Below are 21,991 nucleotides of genomic sequence, written 5' to 3'. Positions count from 1 at the left end.
CGCGGCCGTCGTGGCGTGCGCGTGGCGCGTGGTGCGCGGCGCGTGGTGCGTGCGCGGCGCGTGCGGTGCGTGCGGCGCGTGCGGTCTACCAGTTCGTGTTGAAGGTCAGCGCCGGGACGGCCCTGGCCGCCAGGCCGTGCGCCTGGTCGGCCCACCAGGCGCCGGCGGCCGGGTCGACGACGCCGTACTCGGGGTCCTCGGGGCCCGCGGTGCCGCGGGTGCAGCTGCCGTCGGACTCGCCGGGGACCTTGACCCACAGGTAGGCGTCGAGCAGCGGGACGCCGGTCTGGCTGGTCGGGCGCACACCGAGGCCGCGGCCGGGCGGGTTGCACCAGTCCTGGGCGTCCGGGTACGACACGGTCGGCGTCCACGGGCCCTTGCCGTTGCGGCTGGTGTCGATCACGAAGTGGGTCAGCTGCGCGTCGGCGGGCACGTGTGAGGCGTACCAGCTGTCCGCGTCGGCGGCCGGCCACCACTGGTTGGCGCAGTCGCCCGGCGCGGCGCCCTCGGTGTTCTGGAGGTACCAGACGCACTTCGAGATCTGGGTGCCGTAGCGGATCAGCTCGCTGTCGGTGCGGTAGTTCGAGACGTTGAGGAAGAAGCCCTGCGCCCGGGCCACCCCTCCGTCGATGAGCAGCTGGGCGATCTCGCCGACGGCGTGCCAGGAGCTGTGACCGGCGTCCAGGTAGACGGCTGTGCCGGGCTGCCGGCCCAGCCGGTCCACCGCGTCGTTGATCTCCTCGAGCCGGGTGGTCTGCTGCTCGGCGGTCCCGCCGCAGAACGTGGGGGAGAGGGCGAGCCCGTCGGGCTCGAGCAGGACCACGGTCCTGCGGTCGCCGATGCCCTTGGCCAGGGCGTCGACCCAGGCGGCGTACTCCGCGCTGTTGGACGCGCCGCCCGCGGAGTACTGCGAGCAGTCGCGGCCCGGCACGTTGTAGGCCACGGTGACCGGCACCCGCTGCTGCGGCGCGGCCTTGGCCTGGAGCAGGCCCATCGCGTCGGTCGTCTGCTGGAGCGTGGTGGAGCCGGTGAACCACTGCGCGACCGGGTACGAGGCCATCGCGTCCATCAGCTTCGCGTTGGCCGTGTCCCCCGCCCTGCGGTCGGTGAGGGCCTGCGCGAAGGCCTTGCTGTCGCCTTCTATGTAGAACTTGGTACCCGGGGTCAGCGTGTGCCCGGTGGACCCGGCGGCGGCCGGGGCGCGCGTACCGGTGGACGCCGCGGGCGCGGTCTGCGCGGACGCCGGGGTGACGCACAGGCCGGCGAGGGCGGCGGCCGCGGCCGCCGCGGCGAGAAGGCGTCTGGCCTTCGGAGTGGAACGCACGGTCGGACTCTCGCAATCGTGTGGGGGACGGGGTGAGAGGTGCGAGGGAGAAACTGGGAGCGCTCCCAGTGGCGTGCGCACGCCATCCAAGCCAGGCGTCGGCGGGTACGTCAAGAGTGCGGACGGTTCCGGTTCCCCGGCTTCCGGAACGGGATGAACGCCCCATGCGTGAGGGGGAGTTCACGAAATCTCGTGAACTCCCCCGCACGCATGGGGCGGTGCGGCGCCGTCAGCGCGGTGCGGCGCCGGCCGCCGCACCGCGGATGGCGCGCGCGACGTCGTGGAACGCCTCCTCCGAGCGGTGCAGGAGGTCCAGTGTGAGCGCGGCCGTCCAGGAGAACTCCCGGGCGCCGCACGCCTCGCCGGTGTACGGGTCGACGTACTCGGCGAAGTCGGAGGACCCCGCCGCCTCGACCAGGGACGCGCGCAGCCCGGCGGCGAGTTCGTCGTGGCCGTGCAGCCGCAGCCCGCGCTCCATCAGCCAGCCGACGTTGAACCAGGCCGGGCCGCGCCAGTACCGGTGCGGGTCGAAACAGGCGCCGGTCAGGTCGTAGCTGGGCACGAGCCGGGTGGAGACGCCGAGGCCGAACCGGGGGCCGCGGAGCGTGTCGACCAGCGCGCCGGCCGTCTCCTCGTCCAGCGTGGGCAGGATCAGGGGGATCAGGCCCGCCACCCCGTGCTCCTCGATCAGCTCGCCGGTGAGGACGTCGCGGCACAGGAAGACGCCGTGCCGCTTGTCCCACAGCCGGTCGACCAGGGCGCGGGTGAGCCGGGCGGCGCGGGCGTGACGCGCGGTGGAACGGATGCCGAGTTCCGTCTCGATCAGGCCCAGGGCGTGCTCGGAGGCGATCAGCAGCGCGTTGAACGCCGGGTCCTCCACGGCGAACCCGCCGAGGCCGTCGACGTACCCGCGGTCCCGGTAGTCCATGGCCAGCTTCACGTAGCGGCCGTAGTCCAGGTCCGTGGGCCGCTCCTCGGGAGCGCCGTGCGCCAGGTCCGCACGGGTGAAGGTGCCCGCCGGGGCCGGCGCCACCCGGGAGAGCGGCGGGTCCCAGCAGGGGCTGTTGTCCATCCCCTGCTCCCAGGGGTGGACCACGCTGACCAGGCCGCCGCCGCCCAGGTCACGGTGGCGCAGCAGGTAGTTGTGCCAGGACACCAGCTTCGGGTAGGCGCGGCGCAGGAAGCCGTTGGTCCGGGACAGACCCGGATCCGCGCGGTGCGTCAGCCACACGGCCAGCGCGTGCACCGGAGGCTGGACGATGCCCGAGGTCTGGAGCACCGTCGGCGCGCCGGAGGGCCGGCCGGCCGTGGTGGAACGCCAGAAGTCAGGGCTGGGGAAGTAGGCGTCGTGCGGCACCGCGGGGTTGAAGACGATGTGCGGGATCCGGCCGTCGTCCCACTGGGCGGAGAAGAGCGTCCGCAGCTCGGTCTGCGCGCGCAGCGGGGAGAGGTGGCGCAGGCCGATCGCGACGAACGCCGAGTCCCACGACCACTGGTGCGGGTAGAGGGAGCGCGAGGGCACCGTCGAGGATCCCTGCCAGTTGTCCTCCAGCACCAGGCGGGCCCGGGCGCCCAGGGAGCCGGCGAGCGAGGACGGGTCGAAGGGCAGGGCCGCGCCCGTGAGGGTCTCGGCGGCCGCGAGGGCCCCGGCGGTCCCGGTCGCCTCGGCCGCCGCGGGGTCCGGGGTGGCCGAGGGCGGTAGGTGGACGGGATCCGCAGGCTCCGCGGGGGGTTCCGTGGGCTCCGTCCGCCGGGTGTGACCGACGTCGGCACGGGCTGCAGGGGTGTCCACCGGGCTTCTCTCCAACGAGATGAAATCGAAGGGCAGACGTGACGGGGACCACACATGCCGTCAGGTCTGCCGGGAGGTACGTCTATTAAGCACGCGAAACCATCATGTAATCGGCATTTCGCAAAAGACAAGGGTCCGCGTCTCCATCCGCGGCGGCACCACGCCCGTCGCCGGCCTCGCCGAAGGGGCTGACCTGCGGCGACGCGTCCGGTGCGGGCCCGCTGTGAGACGCGGCGCACTGCGCGGGGTGACGGCGCCCTCACGACCGCCGGGGTGAGCGTGCAAGATCGTCCGAGATCTGGCCGGAATTCTCCGCCTCGACCCCGTCCGGACCGGCGTGCGGGGCCGCCGAGTACGGGAGGGCGGAGAGTGAAGGGTTCTCCAAGTGTGCAGGCCGGGCAGGAGGTGCGCCGGGCGTCCGCATGGTGACATCCGGCACCTCCTCGGGGCGTGATTCTCGCCACCCCTGATAGGCGAACCGCTCAGATGAGCAATTTGACGATGACTGCACTTCATCAAGCCGTGGCACTCGGTGCCATCGGATGATCGTTCATCGGTCAAATTCAGACGAGCTATAACCCTGCTCATCTGAGCAGCTACCCCGCTCTTCCTGGCGGGGTGCGTTCAAGTAGTGAACACATCATGCGTCCAAAGCTTGCCAAGTCTTGACTTGGTGATCATCGGTCGGACCCCCTCCACGGCCGACGACTTCGAAGGCGCACGTACCCATAAGCCCTGGATCTGGGTATGTTCCTCGCCGTCAGGGCAGTCATCGCGTCCTCGAGGAGTCGAGAACCGTGTTGGTAAACAAAGACCGCAGCGAGGTCCACCAGGCGGGTGGAAGCGTTGAGAAGGTGAAGTTCGTGTACGACTTCACCGAGGGGAACAAGGACCTCAAGGACCTCCTCGGTGGCAAGGGCGCGAACCTCGCGGAAATGACCAACCTGGGTCTTCCGGTGCCTCCCGGGTTCACCATCACCACGGAGGCCTGCAAGGTCTACCTGGAGAGCGGCCGGGAGCCGGTGGCACTGCGTGACGAGGTGAGTGCGCACCTCGACGCGCTGGAGCGCCGGATGGGCAAGAAGCTCGGCCAGGCCGACAACCCTCTCCTGGTCTCGGTCCGCTCCGGCGCCAAGTTCTCCATGCCGGGCATGATGGACACGGTCCTCAACATCGGCCTCTCCGACGCCTCCGTCGAGGGCCTCGCCCAGCAGGCCGGAAACGAGCGGTTCGCCTGGGACTCCTACCGCCGCCTCATCCAGATGTTCGGCAAGACGGTCCTCGGCGTGGAGGGCGACCTCTTCGAGGAGGCCCTCGAGGAGGCCAAGGAGGCCAAGGGCGTCCGCGTCGACACCGACCTGGACGCGGCCGACCTGAGGAAGCTCGTCGCCCGCTTCAAGGAGATCGTCACGGCCGAGGCCGGACGCGACTTCCCGCAGGACCCGCGCGAGCAGATGGACCTCGCCGTCAAGGCGGTCTTCGACTCCTGGAACACCGACCGCGCCAAGCTCTACCGCCGTCAGGAGCGCATCCCCGGCGACCTCGGCACCGCGGTCAACGTCTGCTCCATGGTCTTCGGCAACCTCGGCGACGACTCCGGCACCGGTGTCGCCTTCACCCGGGACCCCGCCTCCGGCCACCAGGGCGTGTACGGCGACTACCTGCAGAACGCGCAGGGCGAGGACGTCGTCGCCGGCATCCGCAACACCGTGCCGCTCGCCGAGCTCGAGTCGATCGACAAGACGTCGTACGACCAGCTCATGGAGATCATGGAGACGCTGGAGAACCACTACCGGGATCTCTGCGACATCGAGTTCACCGTTGAGCGCGGCACGCTCTGGATGCTGCAGACCCGCGTCGGCAAGCGCACCGCCGGCGCCGCCTTCCGCATCGCCACCCAGCTCGTCGACCAGGGCCTGATCGACGAGGCCGAGGCCCTCCAGCGGGTCACCGGCGCGCAGCTCGCCCAGCTGATGTTCCCCCGCTTCGACGCCGACGCGAAGGTGGAGCAGGCCGGCAAGGGCATCGCCGCCTCCCCGGGCGCGGCCGTCGGCAGGGCCGTCTTCTCCTCGAAGGCCGCCGTCGAGTGGGCCGCCCGCGGCGAGAAGGTCATCCTGGTCCGCCGTGAGACCAACCCCGACGACCTCGACGGCATGATCGCCGCCGAGGGCATCCTGACCTCCCGCGGCGGCAAGACCTCGCACGCCGCCGTGGTCGCCCGCGGCATGGGCAAGACCTGCGTCTGCGGCGCCGAGGAGCTCGAGGTCGACGTCAAGGCGCGCACGATGGCCGTGCCCGGCGGCGGCGTGGTCGCCGAGGGCGACGTGATCTCCATCGACGGCTCCACCGGCAAGGTCTACCTCGGCGAGGTGCCCGTCGTACCGTCGCCGGTCGTCGAGTACTTCGAGGGCAAGGCCGACCCGGCCGCCGAGGACGCCGACGAGCTGGTCAAGGCCGTCCACCGGGTCATGGCCTTCGCCGACGGCGAGCGCCGCCTCAAGGTCCGCGCCAACGCCGACAACGCCGAGGACGCCGCCCGCGCCCGCCGCTTCGGCGCCCAGGGCATCGGCCTGTGCCGCACCGAGCACATGTTCCTCGGTGACCGCCGCGAGCTGGTCGAGCGGCTGATCCTCGCCGAGAACAAGGAGGAGCAGGAGGAGGCCCTCGCGCAGCTCCTGCCGCTGCAGAAGGGCGACTTCGTCGAGCTCTTCGAGGCGATGGACGGCCTCCCGGTCACCGTCCGCCTGATCGACCCGCCGCTGCACGAGTTCCTGCCCGACCTCACCGAGCTGTCGGTGAAGGTCGCCGTCGCCGAGGCCAGGGGCGAGGACGTCTCCGAGTCGCAGCGCCTGCTGCACTGCGTGCAGCGCCTGCACGAGCAGAACCCGATGCTCGGCCTGCGCGGCGTGCGCCTCGGCCTGGTCATCCCCGGCCTGTTCACCATGCAGGTCCGCGCCATCGCCGAGGCGGCGGCCCGGCGCAAGGCGGCCGGCGGCGACCCGCACGCGGAGATCATGATCCCGCTGGTGGGCACCGTCCAGGAGCTGGAGATCGTCCGCGAGGAGGCCGAGCAGGTCATCCGCGAGGTCCAGGAGACCTCCGGCGCCACGCTCGACATCGCCATCGGCACCATGATCGAGCTGCCGCGCGCCGCGGTGACCGCCGGTCAGATCGCCGAGGCCGCGGAGTTCTTCTCCTTCGGCACCAATGACCTGACCCAGACCACCTGGGGCTTCAGCCGCGACGACGTCGAGGCCTCCTTCTTCTCCCAGTACCTGGAGAAGGGCATCTTCGGCGTCAGCCCGTTCGAGACGATCGACCGGGACGGCGTGGGCGAGCTGGTGCGCATGGGCGTGGAGCGCGGGCGGGCCACCCGGCCCGGCATCAAGCTCGGCGTCTGCGGTGAGCACGGCGGCGACCCGGACTCCGTCCACTTCTTCCACGAGGTCGGTCTCGACTACGTCTCCTGCTCGCCGTTCCGCATCCCGGTGGCGCGGCTCGAGGCGGGCCGGGCGGCGACGGAGTCCGAGGGCAGCGACTTCCGCTGACGCGGCGGTCGTTCGGCTTCCGGTCCGGCGGGGCAGTGCCTGGCCCCGCCGGACCGGTCCGCTCCGGGGCCGGAGCCGGTCACGTTCCGTGACCCTCGTCCGGCCGGCCCACCACGGCCCCGGGCACGACGGAGGCGGCACCCCATGTGCGGGGGTGCCGCCTCCCTGTTCGTCCGCGGGGCGGGGTGGCCCGCCGCCCTGACAGGGGCCCGCCCCGCCCGGCACGGGCCGCCCCTGGCAGGGCCCGCCCCGCAAGGGCCGCCCCGCTCCCGGCATGCGGCCCGGCTTGCGGCCCGGCGTGCGGCCCGGCAGGGGGGCGTCAGGCGCGGAAGGGGCCCGTGACCTCGTAGGTGATGCCGCCGGAAGAACTGCCGGACGTGCCGCGCTGGCTGGAGAAGTAGAGGCGGCGGCCGTCGGGGGAGAAGGCGGGACCGGTGATCTCCGAGGCGGACTGGCCGCCGACCCGCAGGAACGGCGCGACCACACCCTGCGGGGTGATCACGCAGATCTCCAGATTGCCGCCGTCCTCGGCGACGTACAGGTCACCGGAGGCCGTGCCGGTGACGTTGTCCACGCCCGTCAGCGGCGCCGTTCCGGAGGTCACGAGCGAGTCGTCGTAGGCCAGCGAGATGCTCTGCGCGGCCGCGTCGTAAGCCCAGACCCGGTTGTCGCCCTTGGTGGTGAACCAGCACGTCCCGTTCGCGTAGTGGCAGCCCTCCCCGCCGTTGAACCGCTTCGTGCCGGAGACCTGGTTGCGCGTGGCCGTCGCCCCCGTCGGGTCCGGCACCCGCGCCCAGGTGACCGAGCCGCTGGTGGCGGAGGAGCCCACCATCACCTCCAGCGTGCCGGAGGACAGGTCGCCCCACGTGGTCGGCCGGAACCGGTAGAACGCGCCGTCGGTCACATCCTCGGTCAGGTAGATCACGCCCCGCTGCGGGTCGCAGGCCGCCGCCTCGTGCTTGAACCGGCCCATCGCGTCCCGCCGCACCGCGGCCTTCACACCCCACGGGTCGGTCTCGTAGACGTAGCCGCGGTCGACCTCCTCGCAGGAGAGCCAGGTGTTCCACGGGGTCTTGCCGCCCGCGCAGTTGACGTTGGTGTTGGACAGGATCCGGTACGCCCCCGTGATGGCGCCGGAGGAGTCGAACCTCACCGCGCCCGCGCCGCCGGTCGAGCTGATCTCCGAGTTGGAGACGTAGATCCACCCGCTGCCGTCCGCGTAGCAGGCGCCGCCGTCGGGCGCGTCGTGCCAGGTGTAGCCGGTGCCGGAGACCTTCTGCCGCGAGCGGGCGATCACCCGGCTGGTGAAGCCGGAGGGCAGCCGGATGCCGTTCGCGTCCGCGGCGCCGAGCGCGCCGTACGGGCCGGTGCCGGGCTGCGCGGGGGCGGCGTAGGCCGCGCCGCGCCACAGGGTCCCGCCGAAGGCGGCGGCCGTGCCGCCGAGGACGGCGGCGCGCAGGAGGTTGCGACGTTCCACGTGCACTCCAGGGGTGAGGGGTACGCTGCCCGGCCGCCGGACGGCGGCCGGGGGTCTTCCTCGTGCCGCAGGGGAGCGTAGGAGCACCTGCCGGACCGGCCGCTCAACTAGTCGTGAACAGATCATGTCTGAGGCGTGACGGCTCCCCGTCCCCTCCGCCGACCGGCTCGCGGACCCCAGTACCCGCGTGACGCAGCAGTCCCCCGGGCCGGGGCCGAATGCTTGATCAGTGCTCCAGCTTTTCAGGGAGAGGCGAAGGGTATTCACTGTCCGGCGGTCACAAGGGCTACAGCGGGATTTGAAGTGCTTTTCCAGCAACGCGGTCGGTGGCTCCACCGCCGGACGGGCGGGATGTCAAGCCTGGGGAGCCCACGGTTGGCCGGACCACGAGGATGCCGATAGGGGCCCACGGATGCCGTCGAGGGCGGTGGTACAGCCCCCGCTCAGAAGATCGGCGTCTCCGCTCCAACGGTTCGTATGGCCGCGGTGAAGCAGCGCAGGAGCGCGCGAAGCTTGCCGTGTGCGCCAGCGCGACCGTCGAACGGGAGATCCACGAAAATGCCAAGGGTGCGTACAGTGAGACGGAGCAACTGTCCTCGGTGAGCGCACTGTGCCGCAGGGCGTTGCACCTCGAAATAGACGCCGGTTCGGTCGTGCGCAAGGTGCACCCAACAACGGAATGGATGGCGATCCACGCGTCTTCGGTTCCTGAGGGCGGTTCGCTGTAGGAAAGCCCTGGTCGCCGTCAGCAGCCCACGCTCGTTCACGGCTGGCATACGCACGGATACCGTGCGGAGTAGAGGCCCTGCCGGGGCCGGGTCTGCGGAACGAATGCCGGCATGCTCGACCCGAGGCATCAAAGACCTGGCCAGGACTCCATGGCGCCTGGACGGTGGCGAGGAAGCGGGTCCCGCCGGATCTCGGAGAGAAGTCGCGTAGACTCCGTGGCCTGGAGATCGTCGGCGCGGATCGCGCTGGAGGGGGCGACCACACAGGTCCCTCTATCCGTGTGGATCTGTTATTGAGGCCGATGAGTTACGTGTGCCATACTGTGCCGTTTTCGCTCGGGGGCCCTTGGCGTGAGCGGCCTTCTGTGCTGCCCGAGCGCTCATCGGTCTCGCGGGTGTGGAGGGTTGCGAAGTGACTAAGGGGACGTATGGGGTTCCCCTGGAGCGGTCTGACTACCTTCAGCTACCCCCTCACCCGGACCACTGCAGTGAAGAGAACTTCGCCGAGTGGCTTGATCGACACAAGGGCGAGCGACTGGCCGTGGACCTGTTCACCGGCGCTGGCGGTCTCAGTCTCGGCATCCAGGACGCCGGCTGGACCATGGCTGCCGGTATCGACTTCGATGAGCGGGCCCTGGAGACTCACGCACACAACTTCCCCGGACTCAGCTTGGGCATGGACCTCGGCGACCCAGAGGTCAGGGATCATCTGATCGAGCTCCTCTCAAGCGCTGACGTGGACCTGGTCGCCGGAGGGCCGCCCTGCCAGCCCTTCAGCCGCGCCGGCCGCAGCAAGATCCGGGACTTGGTCCGCAACCACGGGCGTGACCCGCACGACCATCGCAAGCAGTTGTGGCAGGCCTATCTGGACGTCGTCACCCGGGTGCGCCCGCGGGTCGTGCTCATGGAGAACGTGCCCGACATGGGGCTCGGCGACGACTTCGCAGTTGTGCGGATCATCGAGGAGAAGCTGGAAGACCTCGGCTATGCGACGCAGGTGCGTCTTGTGGATGCCTGGCACTACGGCGTTCCGCAGCACCGCAAGCGTCTGATACTGCTGGCCCGGAACGACATTGAGCGGTTCGAATGGGAGCCTCGCCATGACGGGTTCGTTCCGCTCCGGGAGGCGATCTTCGACCTTCCCCGCTTCGAGGTCGAGGCGCGCGAGAGAGTGGGTGAAAGGGAGCTCCCTTACGCGGAGCCCGAGGAGTTGTCGCCGTTCCTGGAGAAGATGCGGGAGCAGGCACCTGCCGGGGTCATCCACGATCACATGACTCGTAGGGTGCGTGAGGATGATCTACAGATCTTCGCCGGAATGACTTCCAAGACGCTCTATTCGCAGATTCCCAAAGAGCTGCAGCGTTACCGTGCCGATAACTTCACGGACAAGTACAAGCGGCTCGACTGGCAGGAACGAAGCCGCTCCATTACTGCGCACATCGCCAAGGACGGTTACTGGTACATCCATCCGGAAGACAATCGCACACTGACCGTCCGTGAAGCGGCACGCATTCAGACATTCCCGGACAGGTTCCGTTTCGCCGGAACGCGCAGTGATGCGTTCAGGCAGATCGGCAATGCGGTCCCGCCACTGCTCGGCAGGGCAGCGGCGCGAGCGGTCGCTCCCGTCGACGGAGCGGTGCGGGCTTCGGGGCTGAACCCGCATTGGCGCCAAGTGCGCGAAGAGTTGAGCGTGTGGGCGGAGGAAGCCCGCAGTGGCCGCCGCTGGTACGAGTACCCCGGCCCGGAGATGGGTCCCCTCCAGGCCGCGGTCATGGCTGTGCTCTCGGGTAGCCGACTGAAGAGCACCGAGACGAGTGCCCTCATGGCGGTTGTCAGGCCGAGCGAGAAGCGGCCACGGAAGACGCTCACTCGGTCGTTGTTCGACAGCCTTCTGCAGCAAGCGCCGACGAAAGCAGCCAAGGAGAAGCTCGGAAGGCTTCAGCCACTGGTGGATGACAAGGGAGCATGGTCGGAGGCCCGCAAGAACGAGCTTCCGGAGCGTCTTAGGTTCAAGCCGGCTGAGGAAGCCTTTTACACCCTGCTCCTCGGGGAGCAGGATCTGCTGCTGGTGACCCAGTCCGCTCTCCGCGTCGGGGCGCGCGTGAGCGGAAGCGACAGCGACCGAACGAACAAACTCACCGACGGGCGAGTCAGCCTGGTGCGGCTCGTCGGCGCGGGAACCAACGCTTCTCTGCGCATGGCGGCACTCCGCGTGATTGGCAAGGACTACTGTGCGGCACAGACGCCGAACTGCTTCGCGTGCCCGCTGCGGAAGCACTGTGTCGGCAAGCCTGAACTCGACGACCTCTACAGCTCCTGTCTCGACGGAGATCGCGTGGACTGACCGAACGCGCGCCTGGGTGCGACAAGGTTCGGCTTGCTCACCCGCAGGAGTTACGCCACAACTACCTGTGTGACCGCCAAGAAGAGGACGATCACGAGGGATGTTTGTCGTCCCACCTCACCTGAGCAGGGGCCCACCGCTGAGCGGGGGCCCCTGTGGTGTCAGCTGTACAACTGAGTCGCCGGACTGAAACCGAGTTCGACGGCCTTGTCGTAAACCGCCAGGGCCTGCCTCACCTGGTGGGGGATGATCGGTGCCCCGCTCGCCAGTTTGGTGGCTACAGCCATCGCCGTCTGCTGTTCCTTCAGCTCCAGGCGCAGCGTCTCGCGTGCCCAGTCGGCCAAGGCGTGCCACTCGGCGGGCGCAATGTCCGTGAGCTCGCTGAGTCGCTCCTGCTCCTGCTCGGAGGTGTCGACCGCGAAGTCCACCGGCTGTGGGAGGAGTTCCGCAGCCAGTGTGGTCGGCACCTCCCAACTGATGCCTTGGACGTCCTGCCAGCACTGTTCCTTCTTGCCCCACTCCGTGGCGAGGCGACCTTCCTGAATCACTGCCTTCATCACCCGCGGGCAGAGATCGTTGGCAGCCAGGATGACGGCGGGACTCACTCGCTGCTCGCGCCAGATGCGATCGAGGTCGATCCGCCGGCCCGTCGCCTCGCACAGCCGGGCCACCGTGTAGGTCGTGACGACGGCCTTCTGGCTGCCCGCGCCGTGGGCCTTCGCGAGCTTGTCGACCTCCTTGAAGAGGATGCCCATGGCGATCACCCGGCGGCAGTAGTCCGCGTCGACGACCGGGGGTGTGTCCTTGATGTGCATGCGGAACTCGGTGAAGTTCTTCTGTGCGCCGCGAGCCACCCAGTAGGGCAGGCCGTTCCACAGGTTGACCCACTTGGCGAGGTCCGCCTTGGTGAACCGTTTCCCGGTGGGGTTGGCGGCGCGGAACTTCCGCTTGGCCGCCGGCGTGACGTGCTTCGCCTCCTCGACGGCGTAGGATCCGCGGGCACGCTCGTACCACCACCGGGTGTCCTGCCCGGAGCCGTCGGCGGCGGGCGCCCAGAGGCTGCGGCTGACCCGCTCGAAGTCGACATGGAACTTGTCGTTCGACGAGAAGTCGACCTCGGTGACCTTGTTCTGTGTGTTCGAGTATTTCGAGATGAGCGGCACCATGTCCATGAGCTTCTCCTCGGGCACGAGGGTCAGCTTCATCTGCACGCTCACATCGGCGAGGTCGCCCTTGTCCCGATAACGGACATGGTGCAGGGTCGCTGTGGTCTGGCCTCCGTTGACGATCTGCAGGCCGCTCAATCTGCGGATTGCTGTGCGGTTGCCCTCGGCGTCCCGCGCGAAGTCCGCCTCCAAGGCGGTCGCGGTCACGCCGTTGTTGTAGGCCAGGAAGAGGTCGGGCTCCTCCAGCAGCGTCTTGCGGATACCGCCGTTGACCTTGCCGCGAGCCTGCAGGAACGCCCGCACGTTGAGTTCCAGCAGCCTGGTCCGGTGCTCCTCGTACAACTCGGCCAGTTGCTGGCCGGGAATCACCGCGAGGGTCACCGACAGGTCGGATCCGCCGCTTTCCACGGAGAGACATGGAAGCGGCGGGTCGAAGTCGACGACGATCGGCTCGCCGCCGGTACCGGAATTCTCGTGCCGGTAAAGTCGGCCGACGTCCCACAGGTGCTGCTCAACCGGCAGCCCGTCGAAGGACTGGGTCTCCGGCATGCTGCGTGCGCTGGACTCGTAGTTGGCGAACAGGAAGAGTCGGATGCGGCCGGCCTCCGTGAGCGCCTTGCCGACCCCCTCGCACAGCTGATGGATATCCGTCGTCGGGTCGAAGTTCCCCTGGATGTTGGCGGCCTTGCGGAGGAAGCCGAGGAGCCGCTTGTACTGCCGCTCGATGGTTGCCTTGTTGAGCTTGTCGACGGTCGGAGCGAGACTGAAATCCGTGGTGTAGAGGTCGAGGACCGTGCCGTCATCGCTGTAGCCGTAGCCGAAGATCATCACGCCGAGTTCGTCATGATAGGCGACGGTGGTGTTCGCGACGAATCCGCCCTCCTCCAGAATCTCGAGGACGTAGCGTGTGAACGTCTTCGGAATGGAGTCGTTGTCTGCCTCCGCCCTGCTCTGGATCTCGCTCGTGAGATTGCGGGCGTAGTCGGCAAGGGACGCCTCAGCCATCGGTACCTCTGATCATTCGGATGACCTCGTCGGTCGTCGTGCGGTGATTTTCAAGTGCGTTGACGCTGATCTCGTAGGAGCAGTTGCCGACCCCTTCTGGCAGACCGGTCTCCACAATGCGGGGGAACCCGTCCCCGACCTTCCACAGGTCCATGCGGCGCACGGTGTACCGCGGTTCGTCGTACAGGTCTCGCTGATGCGGGAGATAGCCCACCCAGGCCAGTCGCGTCTCGAACTTGGCGGCTACGGAAGAGATGTTCAGCGCCGCGCGAATGTCGTCGACCACGGCGTTGAGGCTTGCTCCGAAGCCTCCGCGGCGCTCGTCCAGAGCCAGCCTTGCCAGGACGAGGCGTCGCGTCCCGCGGTCGTCCAGCTGACGCTCGTTGGTGATGCGCACCGTGGTGGGGTTCTTCGCCGCCGTCGCTTTGACCTCGACAGCAACCTCGGCCGGGAGCTGGAAGTCTTGGTTCGTGCCCTCCGGCCCGGTCCACGAGAGGACCGCGTCATCGGCGGGTATTGCCTGCAGCAGGTGATGGCGGAGGAAGTGGAGTTCGCCGTAGAGTCCCAGCCGGGCCTCCTTTCCCATGCCCGTGGCCGCAACGCTGCGCATCAGTTCCTGCCAGCGAGCGAAGCGGCTGACCGTCCTCTCGAGGACGGTCTCGGCCGTGGCGTCCGCGGCCGTGGCCGCAATGTCCTCGGCGAGCGGAGTAAACACCTCACGAAGATCACCCGCGGTGAGGGAGATCTGCAGCTCGAACTCGCGGTCCGACACCGAGCTGCACGACAGGGCAAGCCCGCGCGTCTCCCTCAGGTCGGTGAGCAGACGACGTGCCCGGTCGGCCGCCCGCGCGCCGGCGCGCACCAGCAGCATCCGCTGGCGTCCCGGGTGCGTCACCCCGACGTGGATGTCATGGGGCGACTCCGGGTGCAGGCGTCTTGTGGACCGGCCCTTGCCCTGTGGAGGGATCTCCAGCTTCTGCCAGAGGTCTTCGTCGATCACTCGTCCCCCTCGTCCGTCTCGTCGAAGTCGACCTGATCGAACCAGGTCGGGTTGACCACATATTCCTTGGCGCTGTCGATGTCGGAATGGGGGAAGCTGGCGGCGAAGCCGACCAGCGGAACACCCAGCTCCGCGTTCTCCGGAGGCCGGATGGTGTACAGCAGGAGGAGGGGCTGGTCGAGGCGGCGCACCCTCCGGATCTGCCAGCTGGAGGGCAGCGCGGGGTTGCGCGGCTCCCCGTTGCGTTTGGTCTCGTTCCTCTGTTCGGCGAGAGCCCGGGTCCGCTCGAGAGCTGTGTCCCACTGGTCACCGTCCAGATCGAGTCCCTCATCCCTCGGGTTCAGGACACGCTTGATCACGTGCCGCTCGGCGGTCTGTGATGCACCATCGGGGGCGTTGCGTACCACCGGACTGACCGCGCGTCCCGCGATCTCAACTGGTGACGACTCGGTCCGTGCGGACACCACCCGGACCGTCCACCTGCTCAACTCTCCGAACTGGGCATGGTGGCGGATGTACCCGGCCAGTGCGTCCGGACGAATCCGGTGCACGTTCCGGTCCGCCTTGTAGGCGTCGAAGAAGCCGGCCGCCACGGTCTCCGGAGGGACGTCCGACCAGACGAGACTTCCGTTGTCGTTCTCGGGCTGTGAATGCTGGAGCAGGGCATCCGTGAATTTCTGCAGCGTTCGGAAGTTGCTTTCCGGGATGCCTCCGAGCAGCGGGAAAGTGGTTGTCTCGGAGAGTTCTCCGGAGTAGCTGAGCCGGACCCGGGTGCCCTGCCGCATCTTGTTGGCCGCGGTGATGGTGAGGCCGAGGGAGGACGTGCGGACCTTCAGACCGAACTGTCGGGGAGTGAGGCCGAGGACGGACATCTCCTCGATCTCACGCCGCAATTCGTCCGTGGCGGCGGTGATCTCTTGGTAGGCCAACTGAAGATCGGTCGTCGTGTAGAGGCGGCACAGGTCCTCGTAGCCCGGGCGGTAGCCGAACCACCGGCCCATCTGCAGCAGGGTGTCGTACGTACGCGCGAACCGCAGGTAGTAGCTGATCGAAAGACCCTCGAGCGTCAGACCCCGTGACAGCTTCTGGCCGCCGACAGCGATGACATACAGGCCGGTTCTACGGCTCGTGTAGTAGTCGAGAGCGTCCTTGGCGACCCCGTTGATGGCCTTGACCTGGATCTTCTGCAGGGAGGGCAGGAGTTGTGCCTCGACCGCGTCCCAGGAAACCCGGGGTGCTTCGTCGGCTGGGAAGGCCTGCGTCGTTGAGACGTAGTCGTCCTCCCAGAGAGCCTGGAGTTCCTTTCTGAGCTGTGCCGACGACGATCCGTAGCGGTCCTGCAGGCAGTGCCGCATCATCCGCACGTAGTCGTCGATCTGGTTCTGCACATGGTGCTGTACGGCGGTGAAACGGGTGACGTGGACCAGCATCGAGTTGTGGTCCGTGAGCTGCCCGCGAGCCCGGCGGGCGGCGCAGGTGAGCACGAAGGACCGCACGGCGGTGATCAATGTTTCCGGGAGGTTCGCGGTCGGCACGAAGTCGGACCTGTGCCGGGTAGGGATCCACGCCGCGGTGTCCTCCGCGTACCGCACCAGCGGCAGCGGCTCGATGTCCTTCTCCTCCTCGCGGTAGGCCGTCAGGCCGAACACTCGCTCGGGCCCGAGGTAATTGGAGGGGGAGGGCAGCGCCCGGATGAAGCTTTCAGGGAACAGGTCGTTGCCGAGGGCACCGCCGTCCGCATCAGGATCTATGTAGATGTTGGCGTACGGCGTCGCTGTGTAGCCCACGTATGCGGAGCGATCGAAGCTGTTCAACAGCTCCCGGATACAGGCGTTGATCTTCGTCGGATCGGCGTCGATCTCGGCCGTGTTGATCGATGCGTTGTCCGCCTCGTCGTCGATGACGAAGAGCGGAATGTCCCGGACCACCTTCCGGCCGGTTTGCGGGTCCTCGACACCGTGGTTCTCGGTGACCCACTTCCGCAGGTGATCAATGATCTTCGGGTGCTTCTTGACAACGAGGACGATGGGGAAGTGACCGATCGGAAGGTTCGCCTTGGAGGCTGTCTTCCGGTCGAAATCCCCCTTCTCATCGCTGCTGGTCAGGGAGGCGACCGGGAGCCGCTCCTCGCCCGAGAGGGTGCCCACACCGATGTAGCGGTTGGCGCCTTCCTGGTCGGACCGCAACTGGAATTGCGTGTCGAAGCCCAGAAGTCCTTCGTCCATCCGGAGCTGCGTCTGCGCCCGGAGGTCGTTGTGGATACCGGCGAAGACGACGACGAGGCGGTAGCCGGCGTCGGCCGCCTTGGCGGCGAGCCCGATGAACTGACCGGTCTTGCCGGATTGGACCTGTCCGATCACCAGCCCGGTGCGCCGCCACTTCCCCAGGCGGTGCGGGTCCTCGAGCGCTCCGAGGACTTCGTCGGTCGTGCGGTCGATGCTGCGCACGACCTGCACGGGCATGTTGCGGACCCAGGTCAGGTAGCGCTCGTACCGCTGCCAGAACTTCCAAGGGCGGTCGTTCTTCGCGTCGGGGAGCCACGGGATGTGACCGGCATTGTCCTCGATGGCGGCAGAGGCTTCCTGAAAGACGTTCGTCCGAGCCTCAAGGAGCTTGCGCAAGTCGTCGGCCTCGACGGTCACCTTGTTGACCGCAGCGATCATGACTGCTGTCGTGACGGCGGTGGCCACCTCGTCCGAGGTGGCCTGGCGGTCCTCCGGAAGCAGAGAGACCGCGACCTTCAGCGCGTAGGCCATGTCATCGCGAACGCCGGTGTCCACAGATGTCTCCAATGATGAAGTCCGGTCCAAGGTCGGCAGGTTGAATACCGACAAATTCAGTCCGTCCAGAAGCCTTCGAGTTGGTCGAAGGGCTGAGTGGAGCGGATGAGCCGCAAGGCGTCAAGTCTGGATCGCCCTTGGGAGAGCAGAACCTGGAGCATGCGCTCAGCCACCTCGACAGCTTCTGTGGTCGCCTTCACAGCTCCGCCGAAGGGCTCAGGGTCGTCCGCCGTGTCCGGCTCGTGCAGCACCCGAAGTGCCGAGACAGGAACCGTCTCCTCCAGCAGTCGAAGCAGCGCCCGCACGTCGGCCGGTTCACCCCCTCCCGACTGGAGGACTCCCTGCACCAAAGGATGGTTGCGGTTGATCCGGCAGTTCACCGTGTCGTCCTCGCGGCTGACATGCCACGCGAACTGCAGGTCGCCCGACCGCCGACGTGCCGTGATGCGCCCCTTGTGTTTCACCGTCGTGGCGGCCTCGGTCCGCGCGGAGCGCGCGATGCGGGCGAGGTGTCGGCGCAGCGAGACCGGCGGTACGACGGTCGCCTTGCGCACGTCGACCTGCCATTGGCTGTCCGTCTCCGCGGGGATGTCGATCGCAATCCGGGCGAGGTTGTACTTCTCCTCGCGCCGCAGCCCGCGAATGCTGAGCCAACTGCCCGAGAGAATGAGCCGGTCCCGGCGGTACACGTAGAAACCCTGCTGCCGCAGCCAGCCCTTGGGTCCACCTGCGACATCGGCCTCCTGCGGGGTGAGCCGTTGAAGGCCGGGCAGCACATACGGTCGCACCCGCACCCAGTGGCCGTCCAGAGGAAGCTTTTCGTCGGGCAGGCGCCGGACCGAGGGATGGGCGGACAGGAATGGATCCCAGGGCTGCACCGGGTCACCGGCCACACGCAGGTGCACAGCGGTGGAGCCTGTGAGGAAGCGGGCGAACACGAGCCCCAGGTGGTTGCTGACCTTCGGGATTTCCTCGTAGAAGCCCTGTTGGGTTTTGCCGTCCGCGGCGAAGACCTCGCGGTATCCGTTCAGCCGCTGCCACAGCACGACGGTGCCGTGCAGACGGTTGGCCGTGAGGCGCTCCAGGATGCCCTTGGCCTCGGCCGACGGCTCGTGCAGGAGCCGCCACTCGCCGGTCTGCTCGACCACGTCCAAGTCCCAGGTCCGGGTGTGCCAGCGGCCTCCGCCCTCGGCGGTGCAGACGGTCAGCAATCGGCACTGGGAGAAGGATGCCGACTTGAGCCCCACGCCGTAGCGGCCCAAATCGGTTCTGCTCCGGTCCGTCGCCGACCAGCGTGCCGCCACGGTCATGGCTGTCACGAGCCCGGTTTCGGACATACCCCTACCGTCGTCGACGATGGCCACCCAGGAGTCGGATCCCTCCCAGGTGAACTCCACGTCGATGGTGCCGGCGTCGGCTGACACGCTGTTGTCCACCAGGTCGGCCACGGCGTCCGGCAGCGAATAGCCGAGCGAGCTCAGCGACGCCACCATGCCGACCGCTTTCGGCGGTGCAAGGTCGTATTCCACAGATTCTTCCCCCCTGACCCTGAGCGAGGTTGGTCGTACCACGCTCGCCTCGGCTTTTGCTGTCCGAGGTTGAAGAGTCATCCCGTCGGGGCGCACGCAAGTGATCACAGTGCGATTCCGAGGGCCCGCCCCGGCGACATGGTAGCTCTCCCTTGTACCGTCCACCGAGTTCCGCGGCGGAATTGGGTTCTGGTGCAAGGGGATGCACTCGTGGCAGTCAAACCGAAGAAACGCTGTGCCGCCTGGGAGGCCCATGACGAGGGGGAGACTGTTGGGTGGTTCGAGGAGAGGAGGACCACCGTGGATGAGCCACGGCGGCCCATTGGCCCCGGTCCGCGGTGAGCACGGAGAAAGCCTGGAGACCCTCGGAAGCAAGGTGGTGCAACCACGTCCGCCACCTCGGACAGAGTCGCCTACGTCCCGCGCAGCCGGGCATGAGTATGTGAAGCACAAGCCTGTGCGCAGGATGACGCCCCGGTCGACCTCAAGAGGCGCGGTCGCTGCCCCTCTACGCACTGTTTCCAGTATGAGTGCGGACGACACCGAGGCGGACCGTCGCCGATGCAGCGCAGGGATTGGTGATCACGTCAAGGGGTTCCTACTCCGGGTGCGCTGGCGGAACCGGTGTGGGAATCGTCCATGCTGGTCGAAGATCGGGAGAGGCAGCCGACCGGCGGACCTTGGGCGTGCAGTGCTCGGTACTGGTAGCCAGGTTGCGGGTGCCGACCAGCTGTGCGGGGCGCGCAGCGCTTACGGTGGGCGCCCGGAACCACCCCTGAAGAGAGGCGCCCCCCGATGGCCCGCTGGACCGCGTCGCAGATCCCCGACCAGACCGGCCGTGTCGCCGTCGTCACCGGAGCCAACGGCGGGCTGGGACTGGTCACCGCCCTGGAGCTGGCACGCCGTGGCGCCGAGGTGGTGCTGGCCTGCCGCGACGTGGCCAAGGGGCGCGAGGCGGCCGACGGGATCGAGGCCGTGGTCCCCGCCGCGCGCGTCGGCGTGGCCCGGCTGGACCTGGCGGACCTCGCCTCGGTGCGCGCGTTCGCCGAAGATCTTCCGCACGAGCGGCTCGACCTCCTGGTCAACAACGCCGGCGTGATGGCGCTGCCGCACCGCACCACCGCCGACGGCTTCGAGACGCAGTTCGGCGTCAACCACCTCGGCCACTTCGCCCTCACCGGCCTGCTGCTGCCCCGGCTCCTCGCCACCCCCGGGGCCCGCGTGGTCACCGTCTCCAGCTTCCTCCACGCGCTGGCCAACATCGACGCCCGCGATCTCAACGCCGAGCGCGGCTACCACCGCTGGACCGCCTACGCCCGCTCCAAGACCGCCAACCTGCTCTTCACGCACGAGCTGGCCCGCCGCCTCGCCGCGGCCGGCGCCGACGTGACCGCAGCCGCCGCGCACCCCGGCTACTCCGCCACCAACCTCACCGCCGCCGGCCCCGCCATGGAGGGGCGGCACACCCTCGGGCGGCTGCTGCGGCTCGCCGACCGCGCCGTCGCCCAGTCCGCCGAGGCGGGTGCCCTCCCCACCCTCCACGCCGCCACCGCCCCCGGCGTGCGCCCCGACTCCTTCACCGGCCCGTCCCTCCTCATGTGGGGCGCCCCCGCCCCGTCCTGGCGCGCCCCCTGGACCCGCGACGACCGCACCTCGGCCCGCCTGTGGACGGAGTCCGAACGCCTGACGGGCGTGCGGTACGACGCGCTCACGCCCTGAGCCGGTCGCTCCCCGGGGGCGCCAGGTCCTGCCGTCCGGACGTCCTCGTACGATGCACCGGCCGTGACGCACGCCAGGTGCGTCCAGGGGGAGGGGATCCGATTCATGAGCAACACGAGCCGCCCGCGCGGAGGCCGGCGGACGGGGGCGCTCCTGGGCGCCGCCGTCCTGGGTGCCTCGCTGCTGTCGGTGACACCTGCCGCGGCTGTCCACGGCGCGGTGCCCGGCGACTTCAACGGTGACGGTTACGCGGACGCCGTACTGCCCGCGCCGGGGGCGACCGTGGCCGGCGAGGAGGGCGCCGGTGCCGTGGTCGTCCTCTACGGAGCGGCGGCGGGGCTGTCGACGTCCCGGCGGGCGACCGTCACGCAGAACTCCGCGGGCGTCCCGGGCGCGGCGGAGTTCAACGACGGCTTCGGCAGCGCCACCGCGACGGCGGACCTGAACCGCGACGGCTACGCCGACCTGGTGGTGTCCGCGCCGTACGAGGACACCACCCGGGGCGAGGACGCCGGCCTGGTGACGGTGCTGTGGGGCGGCGCGTCGGGCCTGACGTCCGGAACCGACCTGCCGGCGACCACGGCCGGTTACTACGGCCTCGACCTGGCGGCGGCCGGCACCGGCCCCGGTGAGAGGACCGAGGTGGTGGTCGCGGGGTACGGGGGGATGATGAGCTTCCGGGGGCCGTTCAGCCGCACGGGCACCTACGGCTCGGCCCACGAGAACCGCGACACCCCTTCGGTCGGGAGCGTCGCGCTGGGCGACTTCGCCCACAGCGGCCATCTGTCCGAGGTGGCCGTCACCGTCCGGATGCACGACATCAGCGGCGGCGAGGTGTACACGGACCCGGTCATCGGCGGCGCACAGCGGACGGGCAACGGTCTGATCGCGGCCACCGGGGACGTCGACGGCGACGGGTTCGCCGATCTCGTGGTCGGAGACCCGGACGAGCCGGACCACGGCCCGGGCGACGGTGCGCCCGGCGGCCGGGTACTGCTCTGGTACGGCTCGCCCGCGGGCATCGCCAGGGACGCCCAGCCGGTGGAACTGACCCAGAACACCGCCGGCGTGCCCGGGGCGAGCGAGACGGGAGACGCCTTCGGCGGCGCCCTCGCGGTCGACGACCTGAACGGCGACGGTATGGCGGACATCGTGGTCGGCGCGCCGTACGAGGACACGGGCGTCCCGCGCGCGGGAATGGTCACGGTGATCCCCGGCCGCAGCGGCGGAGCCCTGGGCGGCGGCGCCTACGCCTTCCACCAGGACACCGCCGGTGTCCCCGGGGGCGGCGAGACGGACGACATGTTCGGCACCACCGTGGCCGTCGGCGACATCGACAAGGACGGCAGGCCGGAACTGTTCGTCAGCGCCGGATCGGAGAACAACTCCACCGGAGCGGTGTGGGTCCTCCCCGGGGCCGCCGACGGTCCCACCGCCCAGGGCAGCACGATGATCACCGCCCCGGCCGTCGGCTTCCCCCAGGAATCCCTCACCGGGCTCGGCGGCGAAGGACTGCTCCACTCCATCTGACCTGAAGGCGGGCGCGCGGCTGTCCCTGGGGCACGCGCCCGCCTCG

The 21,991-nt window shown here is 69.0% G+C and carries 11 protein-coding genes; 4 read left to right on the top strand and 7 right to left on the bottom strand.

All coding sequences use genetic code 11. From position 1 onward, the window contains the following. Nucleotides 1–85 precede the first annotated feature (85 nt). Both GBN72_RS19470 and GBN72_RS19465 read right to left on the bottom strand, forming a co-directional pair. Nucleotides 86–1,324, bottom strand: a complete 1,239-nt coding sequence (locus tag GBN72_RS19470) for a glycoside hydrolase family 6 protein (protein ID WP_151773112.1) — start codon at nucleotides 1,322–1,324, stop codon at nucleotides 86–88. Nucleotides 1,325–1,553: 229 nt separating this feature from the next. After that, nucleotides 1,554–2,933, bottom strand: a complete 1,380-nt coding sequence (locus GBN72_RS19465) for an MGH1-like glycoside hydrolase domain-containing protein (protein WP_151773329.1) — start codon at nucleotides 2,931–2,933, stop codon at nucleotides 1,554–1,556. 980 nt (nucleotides 2,934–3,913) lie between these two features. Here GBN72_RS19465 and ppdK point away from each other — a divergent pair. Beyond that, nucleotides 3,914–6,664 (top strand): pyruvate, phosphate dikinase, encoded by a 2,751-nt coding sequence (gene ppdK / locus GBN72_RS19460; RefSeq protein ID WP_439959782.1) that lies wholly within the window; start codon nucleotides 3,914–3,916, stop codon nucleotides 6,662–6,664. Nucleotides 6,665–6,983: 319 nt separating this feature from the next. On the opposite strand, the gene GBN72_RS19455 is transcribed toward ppdK, so the two are convergent. Continuing rightward, on the bottom strand, nucleotides 6,984–8,141 hold the full coding sequence (locus GBN72_RS19455; RefSeq protein ID WP_151773110.1) for an alkaline phosphatase PhoX: 1,158 nt from the start codon (nucleotides 8,139–8,141) through the stop codon (nucleotides 6,984–6,986). 1,269 nt (nucleotides 8,142–9,410) lie between these two features. Between GBN72_RS19455 and GBN72_RS19450 the strand changes: the two genes are divergently transcribed. Then, complete coding sequence (locus GBN72_RS19450) at nucleotides 9,411–11,216, top strand: DNA cytosine methyltransferase (RefSeq protein WP_246212643.1); 1,806 nt, start codon at nucleotides 9,411–9,413, stop codon at nucleotides 11,214–11,216. 161 nt (nucleotides 11,217–11,377) lie between these two features. Here the strand turns inward: GBN72_RS19450 and GBN72_RS19445 are convergent, their stop codons facing one another. The 4 genes from GBN72_RS19445 to GBN72_RS19430 are packed head-to-tail and all read right to left on the bottom strand — an operon-like array spanning nucleotide 11,378 to nucleotide 18,696. Beyond that, nucleotides 11,378–13,387, bottom strand: coding sequence for an AIPR family protein (locus GBN72_RS19445; protein WP_151773108.1), 2,010 nt, complete (start codon nucleotides 13,385–13,387; stop codon nucleotides 11,378–11,380). Next, nucleotides 13,380–14,387: a PD-(D/E)XK motif protein gene (locus tag GBN72_RS19440; protein ID WP_151773107.1), complete on the bottom strand. Its 1,008-nt coding sequence runs from the start codon at nucleotides 14,385–14,387 to the stop codon at nucleotides 13,380–13,382. Before GBN72_RS19440 ends, GBN72_RS19445 begins: the two co-directional genes overlap by 8 nt. Next, nucleotides 14,384–17,167, bottom strand: a complete 2,784-nt coding sequence (locus GBN72_RS19435; protein WP_246212641.1) for a Z1 domain-containing protein — start codon at nucleotides 17,165–17,167, stop codon at nucleotides 14,384–14,386. Before GBN72_RS19435 ends, GBN72_RS19440 begins: the two co-directional genes overlap by 4 nt. Before the next feature lie 56 nt (nucleotides 17,168–17,223). Continuing rightward, a complete protein-coding gene (locus tag GBN72_RS19430) occupies nucleotides 17,224–18,696 on the bottom strand; it encodes an ATP-binding protein (protein ID WP_151773106.1) in 1,473 nt (490 codons plus the stop codon). 795 nt (nucleotides 18,697–19,491) lie between these two features. Between GBN72_RS19430 and GBN72_RS19425 the strand changes: the two genes are divergently transcribed. Continuing rightward, complete coding sequence (locus GBN72_RS19425; protein ID WP_151773105.1) at nucleotides 19,492–20,415, top strand: oxidoreductase; 924 nt, start codon at nucleotides 19,492–19,494, stop codon at nucleotides 20,413–20,415. Between the two features lie 105 nt (nucleotides 20,416–20,520). Beyond that, on the top strand, nucleotides 20,521–21,945 hold the full coding sequence (locus tag GBN72_RS19420; protein WP_151773104.1) for an FG-GAP-like repeat-containing protein: 1,425 nt from the start codon (nucleotides 20,521–20,523) through the stop codon (nucleotides 21,943–21,945). The last annotated feature ends 46 nt before the right edge of the window (nucleotides 21,946–21,991 follow it).

This window comes from Streptomyces abyssomicinicus, from assembly GCF_008974245.1.
In the GTDB taxonomy this organism is placed as follows: domain Bacteria; phylum Actinomycetota; class Actinomycetes; order Streptomycetales; family Streptomycetaceae; genus Streptomyces; species Streptomyces abyssomicinicus.
Note: the sequence above shows the minus strand (reverse complement) of the source record. Positions and strands in the feature narration are given on the sequence as shown.